We start from the raw sequence: 24,884 nt of genomic DNA, 5'->3' as shown, positions 1-24,884 counted from the left end.
CACGGAGGGGCTGAATAACAAGATCAAGCTGATTAAACGAATTGCGTTTGGTTATCGCAACTTTTATAACTTTCGGGCACGGATCTATTTACAACAAGGTCTGATCTTTGAAAACTAAAAAAATATGCGGCGCACAGAACGCGCCGCATATCGGACTAAGTTTTATTCAAATTTGTCTTCACCAACACGATTTGACGAAGAGCCATTTTTTTATGCTTTGTAATCGTAAGCTGTTACGATGATTTCTTTCAACTCGCTGATTAATGGTTCTTTCGGATTAGCTGTTGTACATTGGTCTTCATAAGCCAATTCAGCCATACGATCAACGGTAGAATTCAATGTTTCTTGAGTTACACCTTGTGCTTTCAAGTTCATGTCGATGCCACAAGTAGCTCCTAAGTTGTAAACTGCTTCGATCAATGCTTCAACTAATTCTGCTGTTGTATTGCCTTTAAGTCCTAAGAACTTAGCAATGTCAGCATAATCTGCATCTGCACGGAAGTAGTCATATTTAGGGAACATCGCATGTTTTTGCGGATCCTTCGCATTGTAACGGATGATATGAGGCAATAGAATTGCATTCGTACGTCCATGAGGAATGCCGTATTCTCCACCAATCTTGTGGGCGATAGAGTGACAAATTCCTAAGAATGCATTGGCGAATGCCATACCAGCCATTGCTGATGCGTTATGCATTTTTTCACGTGCTTCTGGATCAGCTGTTTTCACTGATTTTTCAAGGTTTTCAAAGACTAGTTTGATTGCTTGTAAGCTTAATCCACGAGTGTAGTCAGATGCCATAACAGACACATAAGACTCGATTGCGTGTGTCAATACGTCCATACCAGTATCCGCTGTTACTGAAGCAGGTACTGTCATAACGAATTGAGGGTCAACGATCGCAACATCTGGTGTCAACGCGTAATCTGCCAATGGGTATTTCACGTGTGTTTCGCTATCTGTGATAACGGCAAATGGCGTTACTTCAGAACCTGTACCAGAAGTTGTCGGGATACATACGAACTGAGTCTTTTCAGGTTTTCCGATATTGTACGTACGTTTACGGATATCCAAGAATTTTTGTTTCGCGCCGAAGAACGAAGTGTCTGGGTGTTCAAAGAACATCCACATACCTTTCGCCGCATCCATTGCAGAACCACCACCAAGAGCGATAACTGTATCAGGTTGGAACTCGTTGAACATTTCTAAACCTTTGTAAACAGTATTTGTTGAAGGGTTAGGTTCAACATCAGAGAATACTTCGATTTTCACATCATTTGTACGACGTCCAAGAACTTCACGAACGATGTCCGCATACCCAAATTGAACCATACCTGGGTCACAAACTAACATTACACGTTCCACATTTTCCATTTGCGTCAAGTACAATAGAGAGTTCTTTTCAAAGTAAATTTTTGATGGTAATTTAAACCATTGCATATTATTTCTCCGTTTCGCTATAGTTTTAACATTGATTAAGTTAATAGCAGATACGTTTTTAGATACAGAGTTCTTACCGTATGAACCACAACCAAGAGTCAATGATGGGATCATTTCATTGTAGATGTCACCGATACCGCCTTCAGCAGATGGTGAATTTACTAATACACGGCAAGCTTTCATACGCAAACCAAATTTCACTTGTAAATCTTCGTCTTCAGTATGGATAACTGCTGTATGTCCTAATCCGCCTAGTTCAAGCATGCCTTGGCAAAGATCGAAACCATGTTGGTGATCATTTGCTTTGATCATTGCTAAAACTGGAGAAAGTTTTTCACGTGATAATGGGTAATCAGCACCCACACCGTCTAATTCTGCGATCAGAATCTTTGTGCCAGCAGGAACTTTAATACCCGCGCGTTGTGCGATATCTTCAGCTGAATGTCCAACAATTGCAGGGTTAACTGCATATTTGCCTTCGTTCATTACAGCGTCTTCTAATCTCTTCAATTCTGCTTTTTTCACTACATATACTTGATGTGCTTGGAACTCAGCTTTTACTTCTTCGTAGACTTCTTTATCAACGATGACTGCTTGTTCAGAAGCACAGATCATGCCGTTATCAAATGATTTTGATACGATCAAGTCGTTTACTGCGCGTTTGATTTTCGCTGTTTTTTCGATATATGAAGGTACGTTACCAGCACCAACACCTAAAGCTGGTTTACCAGTAGAGTATGCTGATTTCACCATGCCAGGTCCGCCAGTCGCAAGAACGATTGCTACGCCTGGGTGGTTCATTAACATTGATGTTGCGTCGATCGATGGCTTTTCGATCCATTGGATACAGTTTTCAGGAGCGCCCGCCGCGATTGCAGCATCACGAACGATACGTGCAGCTTCAGCAGAACATTTTTGAGCACTTGGATGGAATGCAAATACGATTGGATTCCCTGTTTTCAATGCGATCATTGATTTGAAAATCGTTGTAGAAGTTGGGTTAGTTGTAGGTGTAACACCACAAACAACGCCGACTGGTCCAGCAACTTCAATCAATCCTTTTTGTTTGTCTTCGCCGATTACGCCAACTGTTTTGTCATGTTTGATGCTGTTCCATATATACTCTGATGCATACATATTTTTGATTGCTTTATCTTCGACAATCCCGCGGCCTGTTTCTTCAACCGCCATTTTTGCCAACATCATATGTTTGTCTAGTGCAGCCATTGCCATTTCGTGAACGATATGGTCAACTTTTTCTTGATCGAAATCTTCCATTTCTTTCAGAGCAACATTTGCTTTTGCTGCTAATTCATCAATCACTTGCTCAACGCTGATTGCGTCTTTTTCCTTTTCAATCGCTTTAGCCATGTGTATCCTCCTAAAAATTTTTGTGTTACTTTTCACATACACATCATACAACACCGTCAATCGTTTGTAAATAGTTTTTGTGATTTTTTTCACACCATTTCTAATTCTTAACAAATGCTATAATATCAATATTATTTGAACATTTGATTTTATGGTATTTTGAACTTATAAAAACGCTATCAAAGAACTTTTTTCACAATTACAGTCTCTTGAACGAAAAAAGAAGAACGCAGCAATGATAAAATTGTTGCGTTCTTCCTTCTTCTTAACCAATCATTATCCCATCTTTTTTCTAACTATCCAAAGTACACCCAGTATGCCAAAGCCTAAGAACGTCACTAATGGATTTGTTAACTCTCCCGTCCATGGATATTGTTTTTTTGAATTGGAGCTGGGTTTGCTCGCTTGCTGGCTGCTGAATTCTTCACGTGTTTCTGACGATTGAGGAAAATCTTTTTTTACTGGAACTGCTGCCCCATCCTTCGCATTCTCTTTTGTTAATCCGACTAATTTATCCTCTTTAGTAAAAGTAAATGTTAATGGTTCACTATCAAGTACATATCCTTCTGGTGCTTTTATTTCTACTAATGAATACTCGCCCTCCGGTAAGGAGTTGATATGAAGTAGCCCATTCTCGTCAGTGATCAGCTTCCTACGAAGATACATTTTTTCCCCTGCCGCATTTTTTAGTTCAAACTCAGCCCCCTGAAGTTTTTCTCCCGTCGCTGAATCAGTTTTCGTCAAATTGATTCCTTTCTCTTCTTTACCTTCCTTATCAGAGCGGCTCGTCGATACAGGTGTTTTCGTTTCTTTTGTTAAGAAATCGTTCGCTGCTTGTTTTTTAACGCCTCTTTCAATAGACGTTGTCTCCTCTATCTTCTTCATTTTAGGAACTGCTAACATTGGAATATCTGAAATTTTGCTTGGCAATTGTTTCTTCGTTACCGGTTGCTTCAAGATTCGAAAACGAACGCTTCGATTTTTCTCAGCTTGATAATCATATTGATTTCCCTCTCCGATACCGCCAGTAATCACAGCAACGTATTCAGGATCAGGAACCTCATGAATCAAATAACTATGTCCATCCTTTAACAGTGTTCGCCAGTCTGTTTCAATTTTATCTTTAAAGGCACCTTCAATTGTTTTAACTTTATAAAAATCAATCATTACTGATTCGTCCTGCCGGTCCAGCATTCTTTCTGTCACTCCATAGGCAATTGGTTTTCCTTCATCTGATTGATCTACGATAACATACTCAAAATTTCTAGAAGCTGCCATTTTTCCTTCAACCTTCATTTCAGCTTGAAGGAAATCAACAGTTGCAAGAGGCGTCTCAATAATCTCGAGTTTAGGTATATTCAACGAGCTATTGCCCCCCGCATCAATCTCATTTCCTGCCTTTATAGCTTTCAGCCCGATCGTTAGTTGAAGACTATTTAACACTTTTTGCCTTGCACCTGACTCATTGATGGTCACTGTCAAATGATTTCCTGTTAGCGAAGCTTGACCAAATATTTCTCCTGTTACTGAATCCTTCAATGATAGCGCTGAAAGATTATCCTTAACGCGAAAATAAGTGTCCTCCGGCAAAGAAACTCTGAATGTATCTCCTGCTTCAATTTGAGTCATCCATTCTTGGTTGATCTTCAATAAATAGCTTATAACAATTGAATCATTTACCCGAATCGGATTTTCTGTTGATTTTTCGACACCCTTGTTGTCTATTATCTTCGAACCGATAATGCTTATGTTCTTTGTAATATCGCTTGCCGCTGTTGAAGCTATTGGTAATGCTGAACCCAAAGTCATTAAATAAGAACCCAATAGTAACAGCAAAACAAACAATGAAAATTTGCTTCCTTTCTTCATTTTTTTCCCTCCAATGCACACGATTTACCAAACAAACTTCCTTGGAAGTAAAAGCTTCTCTTAATCCCCTTATGATTCTATCCGAAATACTACTTTTACTTATTTTCTCAGAATATCCACGAAATCTGGGGCTTTTTCCTAAACTAATTCTCCTTATTTTTTACTTATAATAAGCAATCTGGTTTTTTCAGTTAATGATTGGTTTACTGTTCAATATGTAAGAGGACATTAGAAAAATGAACGCAAAAAAGGCGCGTATAACTACGCACCTAATTAGAGCTTATTGAAGCAAGAAAAAATCTTACTTTTCTTCTGTATTCTCTTCAGTTTTATCTTCTGGTGTTTCTTCAACGACTGGTTCTGTTGGTTCAGTTGTTTCTGGTTCAACTGCGGCTGGTTCAACAGGTGCTGCAGCTGGACGTACGCCAGATTTCACCGTTCTAATTGACGCGCGATCAAATATCAGGTAAATTCCTTCGCAGTCTAACGTGACTGTTTTGTCGCTATTGTTGATCTCAGAGATTACACCGTGTAAGCCGCCGATGGTTACAACGCTATCTCCAACTTTCATTGCATCTAATAAATTTTGACGTTCTTGCTGTTGTTTCTTTTGAGAACGATTCATAAAGAAGAACATTCCCAGCATCAACACAAGTAAGATAATCATTGAAAAGTTTCCCATTTTTAAATTTCCCCTCGCATTCTTAGTAAATCCACTTTTAACTGTAACAAAGTTTTTAAGGTTACACTAGCTTTTTTATTCAGACTTTAGAAACTTTTTGCGTTTTGCTTATTAAAGCCGTACTCTTCAAAAAAGGCTTGGCGGAATTCTAATAGATTATCATCCATGATCGCTTGACGAACTTGCTTCATTAGATTGATTAAGAAATATAAATTGTGGTAAGACGTCAGACGAATCCCAAAAGTTTCATCACAATGGATCAGATGGCGAATATAGGCACGCGTATAGTTACGACAAGTGTAGCAATCACATTTTTCATCCAATGGACGGAAATCGTGCGCAAACTTCGCATTCTTAACAACTAAGCGTCCAGATGAGGTCATACAGGTACCATTACGAGCAATTCGCGTTGGCAGCACACAGTCGAACATATCGACACCGCGAATCACGCCATCGATCAATGAATCCGCAGCTCCTACGCCCATCAAGTAACGTGGTTTATTTTCTGGAATCAATGGGGTCGTAAATTCTAAGACACGATTCATTTCTTCCTTTGGTTCACCGACTGAAAGTCCACCGATCGAGTAACCAGGGAAGTCCATGCTGACAAGATCCTTGGCACTTTGACGACGCAAATCCTCAAAGCCAGCACCTTGAATGATTCCGAACAGCCCTTGAGTCGCTGGATTGGCATGGGCTTTCAAACCGCGTTCCGCCCAGCGAGACGTGCGCTCGACTGATTTTTTAACATAGTCATAGCTTTCATCAAATGGGGGACATTCATCAAAGCTCATCATGATGTCGGAGCCTAATTTATTTTGGATATCGATGGCCTTTTCTGGTGATAAGAACATTTTTGAGCCGTTCAAATGATTCTTGAAATGAACACCTTCTTCGACGATATTTCGCATATCCGCTAATGAGAAAACTTGGAAGCCGCCAGAATCGGTTAAGATCGGCTGATCCCAATTCATAAATTTGTGCAGGCCTCCTGCTTCAGCAACTAAATCTTCTCCAGGACGTAACCAAAGATGATAGGTATTGCTTAAGATAATACCGGCACCCATCTCCTTTAATTCTTCAGGCGACATCGTTTTTACGGTAGCCAAAGTTCCTACAGGCATGAACATGGGTGTTGGGAATGTTCCATGAGGCGTGATAATCTCACCGAGGCGAGCTCCTGTATGTTTTTCTTTCTTTATTAAACGATAAGAAATGGCAGGTTCAGTCATTTAATTTCCTACTTTCTTCTATATGTATAAGTCTGCAACTTGTATCATGATACTGGTTTTAAACCGCTTTTGCAACTTTCTATCTAGAGCTTAAGAAAGAAGGATACTTCCTCTATTCATCTCAATCTCCTTGATACTTTATAATATCACCAGGTTGGCACTCCAGAACTTCGCAGATCTTGTCTAACGTTGAAAACCGGATTGCCTTTGCACGGTTGTTTTTCAGTATTGATATATTGGCAAGCGTAATTCCGACTTTCTCCGAGAGTTCGCTCACACTCATTTTCCGCTGTGCCAAAACAACATCTAAATCAATGATAATCGCCATCTTTTCCCCCTAAATGGTTAACTCGCTGTCACTCTTCAACTCAGTGGCACTTTTAAATAATTCCTCGACAATTTGCGTAAAAATAAACGCTGTGAACGGAATCGAAACGAACGCTAAACCAATCACCATTACACCAGGAGCATCTTGCCGATCAGCAACTCTGTAAAAAAACGGTAAAATACCTACAAATACGATACTGACCAACAAAATAAGCTTCTTAATCTGCGAAACGACCTTCAACGTCTTGACAGAAAAAGCCTCCGCACCCTTAATAAAATTCAAAATTCGATTTAATAGAAACAACACACGAAATCCTAATACAACGGAACCAAAAACCGCGCAGTAAAGTAGACTGTTAATGACGTCTTTTCTTTCCGAAGAGAATTGGAAAGTAAAAATCACTGTGACAAAGATAACCAAGAACGAAATAATAATTAACGCCAGTTTAAGCAAATTGACCTTACGCTTCATCAAAACACCTCACTAAAATTGATACCCATAGATTAGCATTCGAAAAAATGATATTCAATATTTTTTTGTTGATAAACGATAAATTTAACTATTTTTATAGATTTATACAGGTCGTTTTTAAACAGACAAAAAACGCTAAGCTGATTTCAACTTAGCGCTTGCTTTTTATATATTTTCTGGATCGACTTCCGGCGCTTTGTGAAACTTAATTAGTTCAGTCACAATAATCGGAACTAATGAAAGAAGAATCGCGATAATCCAATGATTCATACTAATCGGAACCAAGTAGAACAGCTCCTGAGTTTGCGGAATCAAAGCAATCGCCGTGGTAATTCCTATTGCCAACCAAGCCATTTGCGCCAATGATTTATTCGTAGCTAAATCAACTTTGAAAATCGACTTGCTGCTGCGAACATTAAATACATGTAGTATTGATGAATAAGCTAAGACCAAGAATGCCACAGTTTGACCAACTTCTAAACTAGGCGGAGTAAAGTAGCTAATATGTTCGACAAAAGCCCCGATATAAAAACCGATCAATGTCACTACAGTAAAGACCGCTGCATTCAAACCAATTTTCTTCCAGAGGCCACGGGCAAAGATTCCTTCATCACGAGGAATTGGTTTTTCATCCATGATTCCCGCTTCTGCTGGTTCTCTACCTAACGCAAAACCTGGCAAACCATCAGCGACTACGTTTACGAAAAGCAATTGAACAGCTGTAAATGGCGCCCCCCAACCTAGCAGCATAGCAATAACCACAATAAAGATCTCTGAGATATTACAGCTTAACAAGAAATTGATCGCTTTGCGAATCCCTTGATAAACAGAACGACCGCGGGCGACTGCATCAACAATTGTCGCGAAGTTATCATCCGTCAAAACCATATCGGCTGCGCCTTTAGCCACATCTGTTCCTGTAATCCCCATCGCACAACCAACATCGCTGGCTTTCAATGCCGGCGCATCATTGACACCATCACCAGTCATTGCCACAACAGCTCCTGATCGTTGCCAAGATTTTACAATTCTGATCTTATCCTCCGGTGTTACTCGAGCATAGACAGATAGATCCTTGACACGATCATCCAGCTCTTCATCAGTCATTTTTTGCAGCTGAGCACCAGAAATCGCCTCTTTGCGGCTCTTCATGATACCTAGTTCTTTTGCGATTGCTCCAGCAGTCACGACATGATCCCCTGTGATCATGACCGTTTTAATTCCGGCTTTTTTCGCACGGGCGATTGCCGCTTTTGATTCTGGACGTGGTGGATCGATCATTCCGATTAGACCCATCAAACGTAAATTTTTCTCTAAAGCTTCTGAAGTAATCTCTTTCGGCTCTTCTTCATGGATCGCATAACCTACTGCAATGACCCGTAAGGCCTTTTTTCCAAAGCGATCATTGACGATCGCCGCTTGGTCTACGTCACCATAATGAAACTTCGGATATAAAACGTCGAAAGCGCCTTTTGTAATGGAGATAAATTTCTTTCCGCGCTTATGTACAGTCGTCATCATCTTTCGATCTGAGTCAAATGGTATTTCTCCAATTCGCGGATATTTTTCTTCCAGTTCTGCTTTCGTATGATAATTTTCTTCCACGGCACGAACAATCGCCGCTTCCGTTGGATTTCCTTTTATTTCTAATTCATTATCATCATTTTCCACGATGACATCGGTACACAAGGCCGCGATACTTAATACTTCCATCGCTTCATCAGTCATGCCTTCTTCTGTATCCACCACCGAATCCCCATGCGTCCAAACGCGACGAACCCGCATTTTATTTTGCGTTAGGGTTCCGGTCTTGTCTGAACAAATCACATTCGCAGAGCCAAGTGTTTCTACCGCAGGTAACCGACGAATAATCGCATTTTTCTGCGCCATCTTCTGTACGCCAAATGCCAAGGTCAAGGTCACGATAACGGTCAAGGTTTCTGGAACAGCGGCAACTGCTAATGAGATTGCTGTGATGAACATATCTAGCATTGGTTCCCCTTGCATCTGCCCAATGAAGAACACAAAAGCCGCAGCTGCCAAAGCGATCAAACTGATCCGTTTGCCTAATTGATTTAATCGTTTTTGCAGAGGTGTTTTTTGAGTTTCATCACTATTTAAAAGGCCAGCGATTTTTCCCATCTCGGTTTTCATACCTGTTGCCGTTACAATTGCTTTTCCGCGGCCGTTTACTACTGTCGAGCCTTTGTAAAGCATATTTAAACGATCACCTAAAGAATCGTCTTCTTCACCCTGATATTCTGGATCCTTCATCACTGGTTCGCTTTCACCAGTTAAGGCTGATTCTTCTACTCGTAATTGTGAGGCTTCTGCAATTCGCGCATCCGCTGTGATCATCGAGCCTGACTCCAGTAATAATGTATCACCTGGCACTAAGTCCTCTGCATCAATCTCTTCCTGTTTACCATTTCGTATAACAGTAGCCGTTTGCTTGTTCATGTCCTGTAAGGCTGATAATGCTTTTTCTGCATTTCCTTCTTGTACGATTGCTAAAACAGAGTTAATCACAACGATCGCAATAATTAGAAAACTCTCGAAATAATCACCATGATCTGTAGCAATGGCAGTGTATAAAGATATTACTGCAGCTACCAATAGAATAATCGTCGTAAAATCAGTCAAACTATGGAAAAACTTTTTTGCCAATGATTCTTTAGACGCTTCATCAAACTTATTTTTACCGTTATTTTTTATTTTCTCTTCAACTTTTCTTTCTGTCAGTCCATCATCCAAACTAGCATCGTATTCGCTAACTACAGCATCCACTGTCTCTTTGTAGGGTTCCATCCTATTCCTCCTTTTGTTATAAAAAACTTGTCTATATTATTACTATAACACAGAAAAGCCGGTGAACTCAAAGCATACACCTTTTATTTTCGTCAAAAAGTAACAAATATAAATATCTAAAATAACCAGAGGTAATCGCTTTCAAAAAAGTTGGTAATGTGCTATATTATAGATACAAGGAAGGAGGAACTTAGATCATTCGAAGGATTTCTCGATAAAGGAAAGTAGAAAAAAGTAAACAATAAAATTGTTAGTAATACAAGATTCACCGAAAAGTTGTCAATAGTGTACGTGTGAAGTATTTCTTTATAAATAGTGAATGCGTATCCAAGGTTGAGTAGTACATCAAACACACAAGTAAAATGATACGTAAGTAAGAAAAAGTTTCTTAAAACTGAATAGAAGTGAAAACGTAGTAAAAACAAATATTTATGTTTATAGTCAAGAAATTCATGTAATACTTTGCATGTATCATAAAGTAATATAAAATTCGAATGAACTAATCCTTCCGAAATTCTAAGAGCCAGGCTTATCGAGAGCCTGGCTTTTTTTGCGAGTTCGACTTTTCGCAGTATTTATTATTAATATCCGCTATGATAAAGTTTTAGACTATCAAAAATGTTGAACACTTTAGTCGAATCGTAGGCGTGGCGAGATTAAAACTCATTTTTCATGGGTTTCGAAAAATGAATTCCTTACTTCAAGATAGCGGTCAGTTTTTCTTCCTGCCTTAGCTTCTAAGGACTATTCAACGACAAAAAGGCACTAAATACTTGTCTGTATCTAGTGCCTTACCTTTCGATTCCTTTATTTCACAAACATCGCATCGCCAAAACTGAAAAAGCGATAACGTTCCTCGATAGCGTGGTGATAAGCAGCCAACGTTTTCTCACGTCCAGCAAACGCACTTACCAGCATCACTAATGTTGATTTGGGCAAGTGAAAATTGGTTGAAAAGGCTTGAACAATTTTGAACTCATAGCCGGGTGTGATGAAAATATCGGTCCAGCCACTATCTGCTTTGATTTCCCCAGAAAATTTCGTCCCGATCGTTTCTAAGGTACGGATCGACGTTGTCCCTACTGCAATAATTTTTCCACCACTGTCACGAACATCATTTAACTGAGCAGCAGCTTCTTCCGTTAAGCGATAAAATTCACTGTGCATTTGATGTTCAGCTATATTTTCAACACTCACTGGTCGAAATGTGCCAAGGCCTACATGTAAGGTCAAGTAAACCAATTTCACACCTTTAGCAGCGATTTTTTCTAGCAATTCTGGTGTGAAGTGTAATCCAGCTGTTGGCGCTGCAGCAGAGCCGTTTTCCTTCGCGTATACGGTTTGGTAACGCTCTGGATCTTCCAAACGTTCTTTGATATATGGTGGCAGTGGCATTTCACCAAGAGACTCCAAGTTTTCTAAAAAGATTCCTTCATAGGAAAACTCAACAATTCTCCCACCGTGCTCTAATTCTTGCTTCACTTCTGCCCGTAAACGACCATCTCCAAAAACAATCTGAGTGCCGACTTTCGCACGACGCGCTGGCTTGATCAGAGTTTCCCATTCATCTCCTTGGGTGTTGTTCAGCAATAATACTTCCAAGTGTCCTCCAGTTTCAGGCTTTTCGCCATATAAACGAGCAGGCAATACCCGTGTATCATTCATCACTAAGGCATCTCCTGGATTCAACTCTTCAATAATTTCATCAAAATGCTTATCCTCGATTTGGCCAGATTCTCGATCTAACACTAATAGACGCGAGCTGTCGCGTTTTTCTAGAGGGGTCTGGGCAATTAATTCTTCTGGTAAATCAAAATCAAAATCTTCAGTGGTTAACATAGCTTCTCCTCTTTTCCTCCGCTATTCTATCATGGGTCAATCCTATTGAAAAGCACTGTGCTGTTTTCTTTCTCACGATACCAATAGAAAAAAAGAGCAAATTTGTCAAAATTTTACTTAAGGTCCAGAAAAATGTTTTTTATGAGTTCTGCTAAACGTTGCGAAGAGTCAAAGTACTCGAAAAAAACATTCTAAAAATGTTATTCTTCTTTCAGTGAAATCGGTTCAAATTGCTTCTTTTTGACCAAAAAGAAGCGGTCTATTTGTTTTTAAACGCTTCTTGTTGCATACTAAAATCATAACTATGTTCATTTTTTTACATTCAATTGATACTTTTTGCAGTTCTCACTTGAGTTCTAACAAAATATATCGATCGTAAAAAAAGAAAAAAATTGGAAGATTTCCAACGATTAAAAAGGAGCACAGAAGATGATTGAATTTGACCACGTTTCTAAAATTTATAATGGAAACAAAGTAGCAGTGGAAGACGTCAACCTTTCTTTTAATAAGGGTGAATTTATTTGTTTGATTGGGACTAGCGGGAGCGGAAAAACAACAACCATGCGAATGATAAATCGTATGATTGATCCAACCAAGGGAACGATTCGGATTAACGGGGAGGATATCCAAAAGAAAAATCCCGTTGAATTACGACGCCAAATTGGCTATGTTATTCAAAATATTGGTTTGATGCCGCATATGACGATTCGTGACAACATTACTCTTGTACAACGACTATTGAAAGTCGACAAGGAAGAGCAAAACAAGACAGCAGAGAAAATGATTGACCTAGTAGAATTACCACGAGATATGCTAGATCGTTATCCACACGAATTATCTGGTGGACAACAGCAGCGAATCGGGGTTGTTCGTGCGCTTGCAGCTGATCAGGATGTCATTTTAATGGATGAACCTTTCGGAGCCTTAGATCCGATTACTCGTGATTCTTTGCAGGATCTTGTAAAGGATTTGCAAGAACGGTTAGGTAAAACGATCGTCTTCGTTACTCACGATATGGATGAAGCGTTAAAATTATCGAACCGGATCGCCATTATGGATAACGGAAAAGTCATTCAGTTTGATACACCAGAAAATATTTTGCAAAATCCAGCCAATGAGTTTGTTGAAGAATTATTAGGTGAAGACCGCTTATTGCAAGCAAAACCAGATACCACAACAGTTGGTGAGATCATGATGCACACAGCTATTTCTATCACGCCAGAAAAAAGTTTGCAAAATGCGATTCGTCTGATGCGAGAAAAACGGGTAGATACCTTATTGGTCGTTGATGAGGAAAATGTCCTGAAGGGCTTCGTTGACGTTGAAACAATCGACCGCGAACGCCGCCGAGGAAAAGCAACAAGCATCGGTGATATCATTAATCCAAAGGTATTCTATGTTAAAGAAGCGGCTTTGGTGCGAGATAGCCTACAACGTATTCTAAAACGTGGCGTAAAATATGTGCCTGTTGTAGATGAAGGCAATCATCTTGTGGGGATCTTAACAAGAGTTTCTCTTGTGGATATTATCTATGATGTTCTTTGGGGCGAGGAAGATACTTTCGGAGATGCGGCTGAAAACATCAGTAGTGAGGAGGCGTAATTATGCAAGCATTCATCAATGAATATGGTGGACAAATGCTGACAAAAAGCGCTGAACATTTATATATTTCAGCCATCGCTTTAGGCCTAGGAATTCTCGTAGCTGTTCCTTTAGGGATCGTATTGACCCGTTTGCCAAAAATTTCTAATTTAGTGATCGGGATCGCCAGCGTTTTACAAACCATTCCTTCACTTGCCTTGTTAGCATTGATGATCCCTTTTTTCGGTGTAGGGAAATTTCCGGCGATTATCGCACTGTTTATTTATTCGCTTTTGCCGATTTTGCGAAACACCTTTATCGGGATGAAAAATGTTGATCGTAATTATCGGGACGTTGCAAAAGGAATGGGAATGACCAACCTGCAATCGATCTTTACAGTGGAATTGCCTATAGCGATTCCTACGATCATGGCAGGAATTCGTTTAGCAGCTGTCTACGTAATCGCATGGGCCACACTCGCTTCTTATATTGGCGCAGGCGGCCTAGGTGACCTTATTTTCAGTGGACTAAACAACTTTCAACCTCCTTTGATTATCGCAGGTACTGTCCCTGTTATTTTAATGGCATTGATCATCGATCAGCTTCTAGGTTTATTGGAAGATCGGATGACTCCGGCAGCACTAAGGAAGGAGGATTAATCCATGAAAAAAATAAAGATTTTCATTTTACTGGGACTTTCTCTATTGTTCCTAAGCAGCTGTTCCTTTCCTGGTCTAGCCTCCAACGATGACGAAGATACTATCGCTGTTACTGGGGGAATCACCTCAGAAATGCAGATACTTGGAAGTATCACTGCTGGAATGGTTGAACATTATACTGACAAGAAAACGACAGTGATCAATAACTTAGCCACCAATATGATCAATCACCAAGCGATGTTGAAAGACGATGCTTCCATCTCATCCGCACGATATACAGGAACGGATTTATCTTCCATCCTGCAGTTACCTGCAGAAAAGGATCCTAAAAAAGCCTTTACTATCGTCCATGATGAATTTGAGAAGCGTTTTGATCAAACCTGGCTCCCTTCTTATGGTTTTGACAATACGTATGTATTCTTAGTTCGAAAAGACACAGCAGAAAAATACAACCTGAAAAAGGTTAGTGATTTAAAGCGCGTTGCAGGAGAATTAAAAGCTGGAGTAGATACTTCTTGGATCACGCGAAAAGGTGATGGCTACGAGGGCTTTAAACAAGCCTACGGTTTTGAGTTTTCTTCCATTTTGCCTATGCAGGTCAGCCTCGTCTATGATGCGTTGTCCGCGAAAAAAATGGATATCGTTCTTGGCTATTCAACAGATGGACGAATCGCCAGCTATGACCTTGTAATGCTAGAAGATGACTTGCGATTCTTCCCACCTTATGACGCAGCACCGATCGTATCAAATAAATTATTGAAAACTGATCCCAAGGTCAAAGACGCGTTGGAACGTTTAGCGGGAAAAATCTCTACTGAAGAAATGCAAAGACTTAATTACCGAGCGGACAATGACCTTGTGGAACCACAAATTGTTGCAGAAGATTTTCTAAAAGAACATAACTATTTCGAAGGGAAGTGAGCGTAATGCAAAATCTAAATACATTTCAACAATTCATTCAATATTATCAAACGAATGGCAGTATTATTTTTGCCCAATTTATACGCCACTTTCTGATTTCGATTTACGGGGTGATTTTTGCGGCGATCGTGGGGATTCCTCTGGGGATTTTCATTGCTCGTCATACAAAATTAGCAAACTGGGTAATTCGTTTAGCCAATGTTATCCAAACCATCCCTTCTTTAGCGATGATTTCCGTTTTAATGATTGGAATGGGGCTTGGAGTCAACGTCGTAATTTTGACCGTGTTCTTGTATTCGTTGCTGCCGATCATCAAAAACACCTATACTGGCATGCGTCAAGTCGATAAAAATGCATTGGATGTTGGAACCGGCATGGGAATGACCAATTGGCAGCGGCTATATATGATTGAGCTTCCATTATCTGTTTCGGTGATTATGGCCGGTATTCGAAACGCACTAGTCGTAGCGATCGGAATTACTGCCATCGGTGTCTTTGTTGGAGCTGGTGGTTTAGGTGATATTATTATTCGCGGAACCAATGCAACAGACGGAACCGCGATCATTTTAGCGGGAGCTTTACCAACTGCTTTGATGGCAATCATGACCGACTGGATTTTGAGTATCGTCGAACGCAAACTCGACCCAGCTACAAGGACAAGTAAATAAGCCGTAAAACAAATGCTCTCCAACCATTTATACAAATGATTGGAGAGCATTTTTCTATTTAAAATCTTTTTCATCCTCAACGATAAGCTTCCGATCATCCACTAATGAACGATACCAATAGGCAGATTTCTTCAATGATCGCGTACGTTGTTTATCCAACTCAATGCGAACCAACCCATAGCGATTTTTAAAAGCATTCATAGGTGAAACACAATCAGTAAAGGCCCAAAGCATATATCCCTCACAGGTCGAGCCATCTTTAACTCCTCGCAATAAATGGTAGAGATGTTGTGAGATGAATTCAATACGATAATCATCCTGAACGATCCCGTCCTCATTTTTATATAATTCCTCTTGTTCGCGTCCCATTCCATTTTCTGTGATTAGCCATGGAATTGGGCGATAATTATCTTTTAGATACATCGACATATCATACATAATCTCTGGGTAGATTTCCCAGCCGCGAGAGTTATTCATTCGTCTTCCAGGAAGATCAAAGCTTTCATAATAGGCTTCTGGGTGGAAGGGTGTTTGGTCACTCCAAGCATATCTTGGCGCACGGACGCGCTTTGGATAATACTGATTGATTCCAAGAAAATCAACAGGATTGTTTTTGATAACCTCAAGTTCTTCGTTTGTCGGATCAAAATAAATCTCATGTTTTTTACATACTTGAATCAGCTCTTCAGAATATTCGCCGTTAATCATGGGATCAAAGAACACACGATTAAAGAATAGATCATACATCTTCGCTGCCTGAACATCTTCAACTGAACTTGATCGAGGATAGACCATTTCAGGATTCAAAATGCAGCCGATCCGTCCGTCATCTTGTGTCCGATGATAGCTTTCAACGACTCTGGCTGTTGCTAAGGCCTTATGATAATTCCATAGCATCCATTTTTTTGTGTTTTGTTCATGTGGCCAGCGCGCAGCATCCAAATAGCATCTAGTTTGAACGACAATCGGTTCATTAAAAGTGAACCAATTTTTCACACGATCACCATATCGCTCAAAAGCAATCTGCGCGTATTGCACATATAGTTCAAGGACGTGTTTAGAAGACCAACCATCATAGGTATCCAGCAAGTATGAAGGCACCTCGTAATGCTCTAAACAGATCATCGGCTCTACACCTGCTTCGATCTGCCTATCAATGATCCCATCAATGTGTGCGGCATACTCCTCATCTACGATCAACTTTTCGTAGTCTGTAAAAAAGCGTGCCCAATTGATGGAGGTTCGATAATGAGTCAAATGAATCTCCTTCATTAGCGCGATATCTTTCTCATAATTTTCCATGAAATTCGTCGCCACGGCTGGACCGTATCCTTCGTGCCAAACAAATCTTTCGTTTTTATACCAGCTGTCGATAAAAGAGTCTTGACCTTCTTTTTTACCTTTCCAGCCCTCTGTTTGCCAAGCTGATGCTGCTGCTCCAATTATAAAATCTTTCGGAATTGAAATTTCCATTAGTTACCTCCTAGTTCATAGTAGTTTTACGCATTTTTTATTGCTGCTTTGTTCGAAACTTTAACAAACGGTAAATAGATCAAGATGGATACGATAATACAAATAATTTGAGTAACCACTGCACCAATATCACCTGCTGTCGCAAGATAAGCATTCACGATCGGCGGCATCGGCCAAGGGACCATCACCACCGCTTTTGCCGCAAAGCCAAGTGATGTCGCTACATAGCCGATCGTCCCGGTGATCAATGGGGTCGCAATAAATGGGATTGCTAAAATCGGGTTAAGCATGATTGGCATTCCGAAAATTACCGGCTCATTGATATTGAAAATTCCGGGAGCCAAGGATAATTTGGTGATTTCTCGCATATCCTCTCGTTTACTAACGAGTAAAATTGCGATCAATAAACCGATCGTAACCCCTGAACCGCCCATGCTCATATACATATCCCAAAAAGGCATTGTGATAATATTAGGGATTTCTTTTCCTGCTTCAAAGGCTTCGGTATTCACAGCGATGGCAGCCAACAGTAACGGTTCACGCACAGGCTTTACCATCTGGTTTCCATGGATTCCGATGACCCAGAACACCTGCGCTATAAACATAAGCAGTAGGATTCCTGGCAGGCCTTGAACAATCCCTTCGAGCGGTCGCTGTACAATATTGTAAATAATGTCATACGCGTACATTCCCGTCACCGCTTTTATTACAAAACCCGCAGTTGCAATGATAGCTACCGTTAATATGGTTGGAAATAAAGCTGAGAAGCTTTCTGATACATTGGTGGGAACAGTATCTGGCATTTTTAACTTCAAACGTTCTTGGCGTCCTAGCCAACAATACAGTTCAATCGAAGCAATCGCCACAAACATCCCGAGGAATAATCCTTTCGTATCTGTATATTGTTTCGCTAGAACATTTTCAGCTATGACAGTGATATTATCAGCATTTACATATTCATAGACAAAAGGATTGACTGATAGATAGCTCATCACCGCGACAATTCCCGGAAAAATGCCTTTCACGTTGTTCAACCTGGCCAACTCGATACCGATCAGAAAAACTGCGTAAATCGTTAGAAAACTCAAAGTAACATAACTTACAGCTGATGATATCGGTTTCAATTCTGCTAAAAAGCTCAGTGCCTTGATTCTCGCTAAACCATTTTCATTGTCAAATACCATCGCTGAGAACAAGGTCCCAAACGCTCCGGTAATGATAACTGGGATTAAGGAAGCAAAAGCATTCTTGATTACCATGATGTAACGAAATGAATTGACCTTCGTCGCAAAGTTACCAAGAACTTCCGTAAGTTTTCCCATAAAGCCGTTTTCCATAATACTCCTCCTCGTAATTGATTCTTGCTTTTTTAGTTTTCAACTATGCTATACTCTTTTTACAACTTATAAAAAATCATGATAAAATCGGAACATCAATCTTTTTAGTAATCGATTACATTGCCAATCTAATACAGTTATAAAAATTTGTAAATTCAAGTATCTTTTTCTGAAAAATTTGTAAACCTCAGGCTTATCAACTTACTTTTCAACATTAAGGGAGAAGAAAAATGGCGTTTTATCAAGACATCGCAGTAGACCTAAGAAAGCAGATTATCGATGGTGTTTACCCAAAAAACTCTAGATTACCGAATCAAGCAGAATTAGCGAAGCTTTACACCACAAGCCGCGTAACAATCCAAAAAGCGTTGAAAATCCTACAAATCGAGGGATTAATCGAAGGACGACAAGGATCAGGTTCTTATGTAAAGGGTCCTGAATCGGTCTATGATTATGACGCTAGTATTTATGGCGGCATGACAAAAAAACTGGGGCATCTAGGAAATCTAAACAGTAAAATTATTTCCTTTGGCGTGACCTTTCCCAGTGAAAAGGATCAAGAAAAACTGAAGATCGGTAAAAATGATCCAATCTATGATATTATTCGACTTCGTATGCTGGACGACGAGCCCTTAGCGATTGAATACACGGTGATGCCTGTCTTACTAATTCCAGGAATCAGTGAAGAAATTTTAAAGAGCTCGATCTATCAGTATATCCAAGAGGACTTGCATTTAAAATTTGGTCAATCGCATCGTAGAATCAAAGCAGACAAACCTGATCAATATGACATTGAATACCTTCACTGTCAGCCAGACGACCCTGTCTTAGAAATCGAACAAACGGTGTATCTGGAAAACGATCAGCCTTTTGAATACTCTCAAACACGACATCGTTATGACAAAGGTGATATTACCATCGTAAACAAATCCAGCAGACACATTTATCGGTTGTAAAGCTTTTATTTAGCAAATTCTCCAAAACACAAATATCCTCTTCCTTTAAAAAAGGAAGAGGATATTTGCTATTCTATAAACTCAGTACAACTAAATTAACTATTCAACAATTCATAACCGACTTCCTCATCACAAATCAAAACATTGATTAATTTACCATTGATTGCACCAAGGGTTGCTGTTGCTCTTTTTTTTGAGCAGACTGCACCAATGCTGATTGGGGATAGTCGAAGTGAATCTAGACCACTAGAAATCGGGAACTGATTACGGTATTGAATTTCTTTTCCTTCGACATCAAAGGCCCGACCAATCATTGTTCCCACAGCTCCTTCAGCGAGTAAATCATTCAAATCACGATTATCTAAGATCCCTGAAGAGACGAGCGTATTCCGCGTCGTTTCGATATTTCCGATTCCGCTAAAAGCCACATCAATCTTGCGTCCCAGCGAAATATTCAAATCAATTTGCGGCTGAGCCAGCAGTTCTTCCTGCAGCTTACGGGAGTTGACAAACGCTGGTGCATTGAAGAATTCATGGCGACCTTCTAATTTTTGAGCCAAGCGAAAAACTAACTCGTTGCCATCCATCACTGTTCGGTTCGGCCCTAAGCTTCCAGTCAGCTGGACCACATGGACATTTTTCAGCTCATGATCCGGGAAGTGTTTAACCATTTTTTCAACGGTTCTCCCCCACGAAATCCCTAAAAGCTTGTCATCCGCTAAAACTCCGTTGATATAATCAGCTGAAGCTTTACCTACATTGTCGAGATTGAATTCATAATCTCCCAAGCTTTTTACAACAATAACCTCCAAAAGATCGAACTTTTCTTTTAATTTCGTCATTAACGCATTGTTACGTTCAAAAGGCGCTTCGATCGTGATTTTAACGATCTGCTTCTCTCGTGCTTCCTCCAGCATTCTAGAAATGGATGGACGTGATACCCCAATTATTTTCGCAATATCGTTTTGATTCATCCTATCTAAATAATACATTTCTGCTACTTTTAATAATGTAGAAATATCATTCGCCATATTATCCTCCTAGTTCAAATACTGGATCAGCATCCTATAATTATGTAATAAAGTTGTCAATCATTTTCAAAGCCGTGACTACACCGTCTTCATCATTCGTCGGACAATGCCAGTTGGCTGCCTGTTTTAATTCACTTGTTGCATTTCCCATCGCGATTGATTGCGAAAAGCGTTCAAAAGAAGAAAGATCGTTGTCATTATCCCCCACGACAAAGACCTCGCTGTCCGAAAGTCCATAATAAGCTGCCAGTTTAGCTAAAGAGCTGCCTTTACTGACATTTTTCTTACCAAACTCGATCATCGTCGGATAGCCTTCCACACAGGTATAGTGTTTTGAAAAACGCTGTTCTACTCGACTTTTGTTCTGTTTTATTATATCGGGGTTATCGCAAATAAGCAATTTGGAATATTTTTCAGTCGGCTCACTTTCGCTTATTGGACAAAACCTCAGCAGATTATTTGTTAAAAAACAAAATTCCAGTGTCCCGAGATTTATCGAAGGAAAAGCTGTGATTGCTCCACGATCATTAACCGCAATACAGGTCAAGCCATTTTCACAACAATAATTTGTCAGTTCTTGATAAGCCGAAAAATCCAGAAGCTCCTCAACCAGTCTATCACCAGCACCATTTTGAACCAGAGCACCATTGGCGAGAACATGATAATTCTCTGCTATTCCTACTGCTTGAGCCTGAGGCAGCACTCCTGAAAGCGGACGTCCAGAACAAAAGGCGAATATGTACTTTTTACTTTTAGCTCTCTGGCGAATTGCTTCTGCAACACTTTGTGACAGCCTGCCATTCGAATCCAGCGCTGTTCCATCAAGATCCAAAGCAACTAATACCATCCGAATCTCCTTTCAAAAAAGGCTGGACACTTTATCCAGCCTTTTGACATATTATTTTCCCATTTCTTTTAAGGCGGCTAATGCTGCATCTAAAAATGTTTCTTCGTCCAATCCAGTCAGTAATCCCACAGAATTGATTTGCGGAATCCCTTCAGCATCGGCAGGATCAATTGGGCTGGTAAAGGCAATTAAATCAATATCATTATTAGCAACTGCTCCTTTGACCATTCCTGGATTTACTTCCTGAATTTCTACTTCATAACCGTATTCCTCTAGTAACTCCACGATTCGCTCCCCCACCATGGCAGAACTAACCGTACCAGATCCACATACAGATAATATTTTGATTTCAGTCATCTCAAAACCTCCAATTTAAGTAGTTTTCATGTTCACACTCTGATAAGCCCTTTTATCCATTATAGTATAACGCTTTCATAAAATGGAGTTTTTTAGAATTTAATTTTGCTAGTCACTGCTAAAACCTCTTCCGGTGTTGTCGCAGAGCTGATTGTATCAAGATCTTCTTTGGTCTTAAAAACGTTCATTAATTGTCGCAGTAAATCCAGCTGCTTTTTCGGATGCTCCATCGCCAACGGGAAAAATATTTTACTTTGCAGTTTAATATCAGGACTGCCCATCATCGATACTTCAATCGGTTCTTTGGTTACGACGACACCCATACCCGGTCGCAAGACATGCTCCGGATCTGTATGAGGAATCGCGATGTTGTGTCCATCTGCTGCTAGCCCAGTGGGAAAAACTTTTTCTCTAGCCACGACTGCTTCCACATAAGACGGTTTAACTATTTCCGCCTTTTCAAATTCAGCACCGATCAACTGAATGACCTCTTTAAATGAATGAACATCCTGATCAAGTAAAATACAATTTTTTTCAACAAGATTCTTTTCTTCCATCGCAAACCCTCCTTTTATTGTTTATTCGGCTGCAAAACAACTTTGATTTCATTGCCAGCCATCACTTGTTTAATTGCTTCTTCCCATTGCTCCAATGGGTAAATTTTTGTGATCAAGCGTTCCGAGTCGATTTTTCCCTGTTTCATCAGATCTAAAGTCAAATGCCAAGTGGAAGGCTTTTGCGAACGCGAGCCGATAATATTCATCTCACGCTGTACAATCGAATTCATATCCAATTCATTTAAATTTTTGCCAAAAACGCCCATTTGTACTAAGGTGCCCTTTTGCTTCAAATAATCAAAAATCGCTTTTATCGCCGGTGCCGCTCCAGAACACTCAAAACAATAATCCGCACCCTTATCGTTGGTGAACTCTTTGATAATCGCTGTTGCATCTTCTGTCAGCGAATCAATCACTCGATCAGCACCTAATTCTTTAGCTGTCTTCAACCGCTCGGCATCTTGGGTAATCCCTACAACGATTACTCTAGCCTCCACACTTTTCAACACTTGACTTAAGCATAACCCAATTGGACCAGGACCGACAATGACTGCTACTTCATCCTTTTTAACTTGAGCCTTTTCCAAGCTGGCATGAACTCCGCAAGCAATCGGTTCAGTAATCGAAGCTGCCAATAAACTGATTTTTTCATCCAACACATGAATGCTTTCCTCACGAGTCAACACATACTCGGCAAAGCTGCCGTTCACTTGGCTGCCTATGCCTTTGCGATTCAAGCAAAGATTATATTCTTTATTTTGACAAGATTCACATTCTCCACAGGTATCAAAGGTTGTTTCACTAGTGACGAATGCCCCTTTTTGAACTTTCGTGACATTTTTTCCAATCGCTTCTACTACACCAGAAAATTCGTGTCCTAAAACTAGTGGCGTTTTTAAACGATCATACTCACCTTTAAACCCATGGATATCTGTTCCGCAAATCCCCGTGTAAATGACTTTGACTAAGACTTCCCGATCTTTAGGCACAGGTTTCTCAATCTCTAATAATTCCATTTTGTTATAACCAGGTTCTATTTTAACTAACGCCTTCATGCAACCACCTTTTCTTTTGGCGTATCTGGATTTTCGCCTTCCAAGAAGCTCCAAACTGCTTGCTTGTTTTTCTTGAATAAGATATACATTGCGAAGTAAATTACAATAACAATTCCCATCCACAAAAAGTTTCCTGATAAAAATGCTAAGAAGATCAAGGCCATTACCGGATTATATAAAATTCCGAAGCTGGTGATCATCATGGCTCCTTCTGGAATATTTACACCGACTTGTGCAGCAACTTCAGTAAAATATGGAGCCGTTAACGTACATACATACAAACCGATTGTAAACCAAATAATGCCCGAGATCACGCCTTTGAAAATATTTCCCTTTGATACACAAATAATCATTTCTACCATGTAAGGCAATGCGATTAAATCAACTAACGGCAAAGTTTCGTTTCCTGGCAAGATCATCGCCAATAATACCATGATCGGAATTAGAATCAGTCCCGTCATCAAGGTCGCAGGCTCACCATAACCAACTGCGTCGTTAACAGAGAGCATCCATTCACGATTCTTACCGCTGCCTTTTGCCGTTTTCTTACTGGCATTTGTCAAACTAGTAAATGCTGAAGCAAAAATACTCGCAACGCGTGGGAAGATTGCCATAACAGCTGATACTGCTAGTCCCATTGTGAAAACACTGCCCCAACCATCTAAGCTCGTCAAATTGTTCAAGTTCCCCATGATTCCGATCAGCAGACCAAGAAATAATCCTAAAGTAATCGGTTCTCCTAAGAAGCCTAATTTCTTTTTCAGCGTTGCAGGGTCCCAATTAATTTTACCAGCACCTAATTTGTCTAAAATCCAATTCATGATGATTGCATACGGCACTGAAGTAACATGGTGCGGTGCAGTCAAGGTTGTTCCTGGTAAATTATAGTAATTCGCCCAACGTTTCGCAATTACCTCACCTAGTAGCATGACGTATAAATTCTGTACGATCATGCAAGCCATTGCCAACGCCATGTTACTGGTGATCAAATAAATCATCGAGCCCCAAACCATGAAAGAATAGTTATTCCACATATCACTTGGCATAAATACATCGGTCCATCTTAATAAGAATAATGCCACTTGCAGAACCAAACCTACTACTAAGAAAACTACTCCGACTTGCGTCGAATACGCAATGACCGAAGTCGCCTGCCAGCCTGTGTCAAATACCGGCAGCTTTACACCCGTTTGCTCGACCATGTTGTTGATGACCGGAGTAACAATTGGTACAAATGAATTCACGATCAAATTGAACCCTGTCAATCCGATCCCAGCATTCAAAGCAGACTGAAAGGCTTTTTTAGGTTTTACCTTCAAAAATAATGCCACAATGAATAGCATTACTGGTACAACAACCGCCGCTCCAAATGAACTTAAGATATTTTGTAACAACTCCACAA

General features: G+C 40.0%; 22 protein-coding genes. 6 read left to right on the top strand and 16 right to left on the bottom strand.

The annotated features are described in order from the left end of the window. On the top strand, positions 1–118 hold a 118-nt coding region (locus OMU_RS22835; RefSeq protein ID WP_002343842.1), incomplete at its 5' end, for an ISL3 family transposase. Positions 119–210: 92 nt separating this feature from the next. Here OMU_RS22835 and adhE read toward each other — a convergent pair. The 8 genes from adhE to queA form a co-directional block, all read right to left on the bottom strand. Beyond that, positions 211–2,811, bottom strand: a complete 2,601-nt coding sequence (gene adhE, locus OMU_RS08735; protein WP_016179564.1) for a bifunctional acetaldehyde-CoA/alcohol dehydrogenase — start codon at positions 2,809–2,811, stop codon at positions 211–213. Between the two features lie 276 nt (positions 2,812–3,087). Continuing rightward, positions 3,088–4,680 (bottom strand): SpaA isopeptide-forming pilin-related protein, encoded by a 1,593-nt coding sequence (locus OMU_RS08730; protein WP_016179563.1) that lies wholly within the window; start codon positions 4,678–4,680, stop codon positions 3,088–3,090. A gap of 301 nt (positions 4,681–4,981) precedes the next feature. Then, a complete protein-coding gene (gene yajC, locus OMU_RS08725; RefSeq protein ID WP_034875538.1) occupies positions 4,982–5,362 on the bottom strand; it encodes a preprotein translocase subunit YajC in 381 nt (126 codons plus the stop codon). An 86-nt stretch (positions 5,363–5,448) separates the two neighbouring features. After that, the gene (gene tgt / locus OMU_RS08720; RefSeq protein ID WP_016179561.1) at positions 5,449–6,594 is read right to left on the bottom strand and encodes a tRNA guanosine(34) transglycosylase Tgt; all 1,146 of its coding nucleotides are present in this window, start codon (positions 6,592–6,594) and stop codon (positions 5,449–5,451) included. Positions 6,595–6,715: 121 nt separating this feature from the next. After that, positions 6,716–6,922, bottom strand: a complete 207-nt coding sequence (locus OMU_RS08715) for a helix-turn-helix domain-containing protein (protein WP_016179560.1) — start codon at positions 6,920–6,922, stop codon at positions 6,716–6,718. Positions 6,923–6,931: 9 nt separating this feature from the next. Then, positions 6,932–7,393, bottom strand: a complete 462-nt coding sequence (locus OMU_RS08710) for a DUF2975 domain-containing protein (protein ID WP_016179559.1) — start codon at positions 7,391–7,393, stop codon at positions 6,932–6,934. Positions 7,394–7,558: 165 nt separating this feature from the next. Beyond that, on the bottom strand, positions 7,559–10,201 hold the full coding sequence (locus tag OMU_RS08705) for a cation-translocating P-type ATPase (RefSeq protein ID WP_016179558.1): 2,643 nt from the start codon (positions 10,199–10,201) through the stop codon (positions 7,559–7,561). 807 nt (positions 10,202–11,008) lie between these two features. Next, on the bottom strand, positions 11,009–12,040 hold the full coding sequence (gene queA / locus OMU_RS08700; protein WP_016179557.1) for a tRNA preQ1(34) S-adenosylmethionine ribosyltransferase-isomerase QueA: 1,032 nt from the start codon (positions 12,038–12,040) through the stop codon (positions 11,009–11,011). Positions 12,041–12,469: 429 nt separating this feature from the next. Here queA and OMU_RS08695 point away from each other — a divergent pair, with 429 nt between their 5' ends. The 4 genes from OMU_RS08695 to OMU_RS08680 are packed head-to-tail and all read left to right on the top strand — an operon-like array spanning position 12,470 to position 15,869. Beyond that, positions 12,470–13,642, top strand: coding sequence for a betaine/proline/choline family ABC transporter ATP-binding protein (locus tag OMU_RS08695; protein WP_016179556.1), 1,173 nt, complete (start codon positions 12,470–12,472; stop codon positions 13,640–13,642). Positions 13,643–13,644: 2 nt separating this feature from the next. After that, positions 13,645–14,280, top strand: coding sequence for an ABC transporter permease (locus OMU_RS08690; protein WP_016179555.1), 636 nt, complete (start codon positions 13,645–13,647; stop codon positions 14,278–14,280). Between the two features lie 3 nt (positions 14,281–14,283). Beyond that, positions 14,284–15,201, top strand: coding sequence for an osmoprotectant ABC transporter substrate-binding protein (locus OMU_RS08685; protein ID WP_016179554.1), 918 nt, complete (start codon positions 14,284–14,286; stop codon positions 15,199–15,201). A 5-nt stretch (positions 15,202–15,206) separates the two neighbouring features. Continuing rightward, the gene (locus OMU_RS08680; protein WP_016179553.1) at positions 15,207–15,869 is read left to right on the top strand and encodes an ABC transporter permease; all 663 of its coding nucleotides are present in this window, start codon (positions 15,207–15,209) and stop codon (positions 15,867–15,869) included. A 54-nt stretch (positions 15,870–15,923) separates the two neighbouring features. Here the strand turns inward: OMU_RS08680 and OMU_RS08675 are convergent, their stop codons facing one another. Both OMU_RS08675 and OMU_RS08670 read right to left on the bottom strand, forming a co-directional pair. Beyond that, positions 15,924–17,342: a glycoside hydrolase family 1 protein gene (locus OMU_RS08675; protein ID WP_016179552.1), complete on the bottom strand. Its 1,419-nt coding sequence runs from the start codon at positions 17,340–17,342 to the stop codon at positions 15,924–15,926. Positions 17,343–17,368: 26 nt separating this feature from the next. Next, positions 17,369–18,679 carry a PTS sugar transporter subunit IIC gene (locus OMU_RS08670; protein ID WP_016179551.1) on the bottom strand — a complete coding sequence of 437 codons (1,311 nt, stop codon included), beginning with the start codon at positions 18,677–18,679 and terminating at the stop codon, positions 17,369–17,371. 230 nt (positions 18,680–18,909) lie between these two features. Here OMU_RS08670 and OMU_RS08665 point away from each other — a divergent pair, with 230 nt between their 5' ends. Next, positions 18,910–19,635, top strand: a complete 726-nt coding sequence (locus OMU_RS08665) for a GntR family transcriptional regulator (protein WP_016179550.1) — start codon at positions 18,910–18,912, stop codon at positions 19,633–19,635. A gap of 95 nt (positions 19,636–19,730) precedes the next feature. Here the strand turns inward: OMU_RS08665 and OMU_RS08660 are convergent, their stop codons facing one another. From OMU_RS08660 to OMU_RS08635, 6 genes are all read right to left on the bottom strand, one after another. Beyond that, positions 19,731–20,666 carry a sugar-binding transcriptional regulator gene (locus OMU_RS08660; RefSeq protein WP_016179549.1) on the bottom strand — a complete coding sequence of 312 codons (936 nt, stop codon included), beginning with the start codon at positions 20,664–20,666 and terminating at the stop codon, positions 19,731–19,733. 40 nt (positions 20,667–20,706) lie between these two features. Beyond that, the gene (locus OMU_RS08655) at positions 20,707–21,513 is read right to left on the bottom strand and encodes a Cof-type HAD-IIB family hydrolase (protein WP_016179548.1); all 807 of its coding nucleotides are present in this window, start codon (positions 21,511–21,513) and stop codon (positions 20,707–20,709) included. Positions 21,514–21,564: 51 nt separating this feature from the next. Beyond that, positions 21,565–21,870, bottom strand: a complete 306-nt coding sequence (locus OMU_RS08650; RefSeq protein ID WP_016179547.1) for a PTS sugar transporter subunit IIB — start codon at positions 21,868–21,870, stop codon at positions 21,565–21,567. Positions 21,871–21,962: 92 nt separating this feature from the next. After that, positions 21,963–22,427 (bottom strand): PTS sugar transporter subunit IIA, encoded by a 465-nt coding sequence (locus tag OMU_RS08645; RefSeq protein ID WP_016179546.1) that lies wholly within the window; start codon positions 22,425–22,427, stop codon positions 21,963–21,965. 14 nt (positions 22,428–22,441) lie between these two features. Continuing rightward, positions 22,442–23,482, bottom strand: coding sequence for a zinc-dependent alcohol dehydrogenase (locus OMU_RS08640; RefSeq protein WP_016179545.1), 1,041 nt, complete (start codon positions 23,480–23,482; stop codon positions 22,442–22,444). Continuing rightward, the gene (locus tag OMU_RS08635; protein WP_016179544.1) at positions 23,479–24,882 is read right to left on the bottom strand and encodes a PTS galactitol transporter subunit IIC; all 1,404 of its coding nucleotides are present in this window, start codon (positions 24,880–24,882) and stop codon (positions 23,479–23,481) included. The genes OMU_RS08640 and OMU_RS08635 overlap by 4 nt, the downstream gene beginning before the upstream one ends. Between the last annotated feature and the right edge of the window lie 2 nt (positions 24,883–24,884).

The sequence above is a fragment of the Enterococcus avium ATCC 14025 genome (genome assembly GCF_000406965.1).
Classification (GTDB): domain Bacteria; phylum Bacillota; class Bacilli; order Lactobacillales; family Enterococcaceae; genus Enterococcus_A; species Enterococcus_A avium.
The sequence above is the reverse complement of the archived record's forward strand: the minus strand, read 5'-3'. Positions and strand labels throughout refer to the sequence as shown.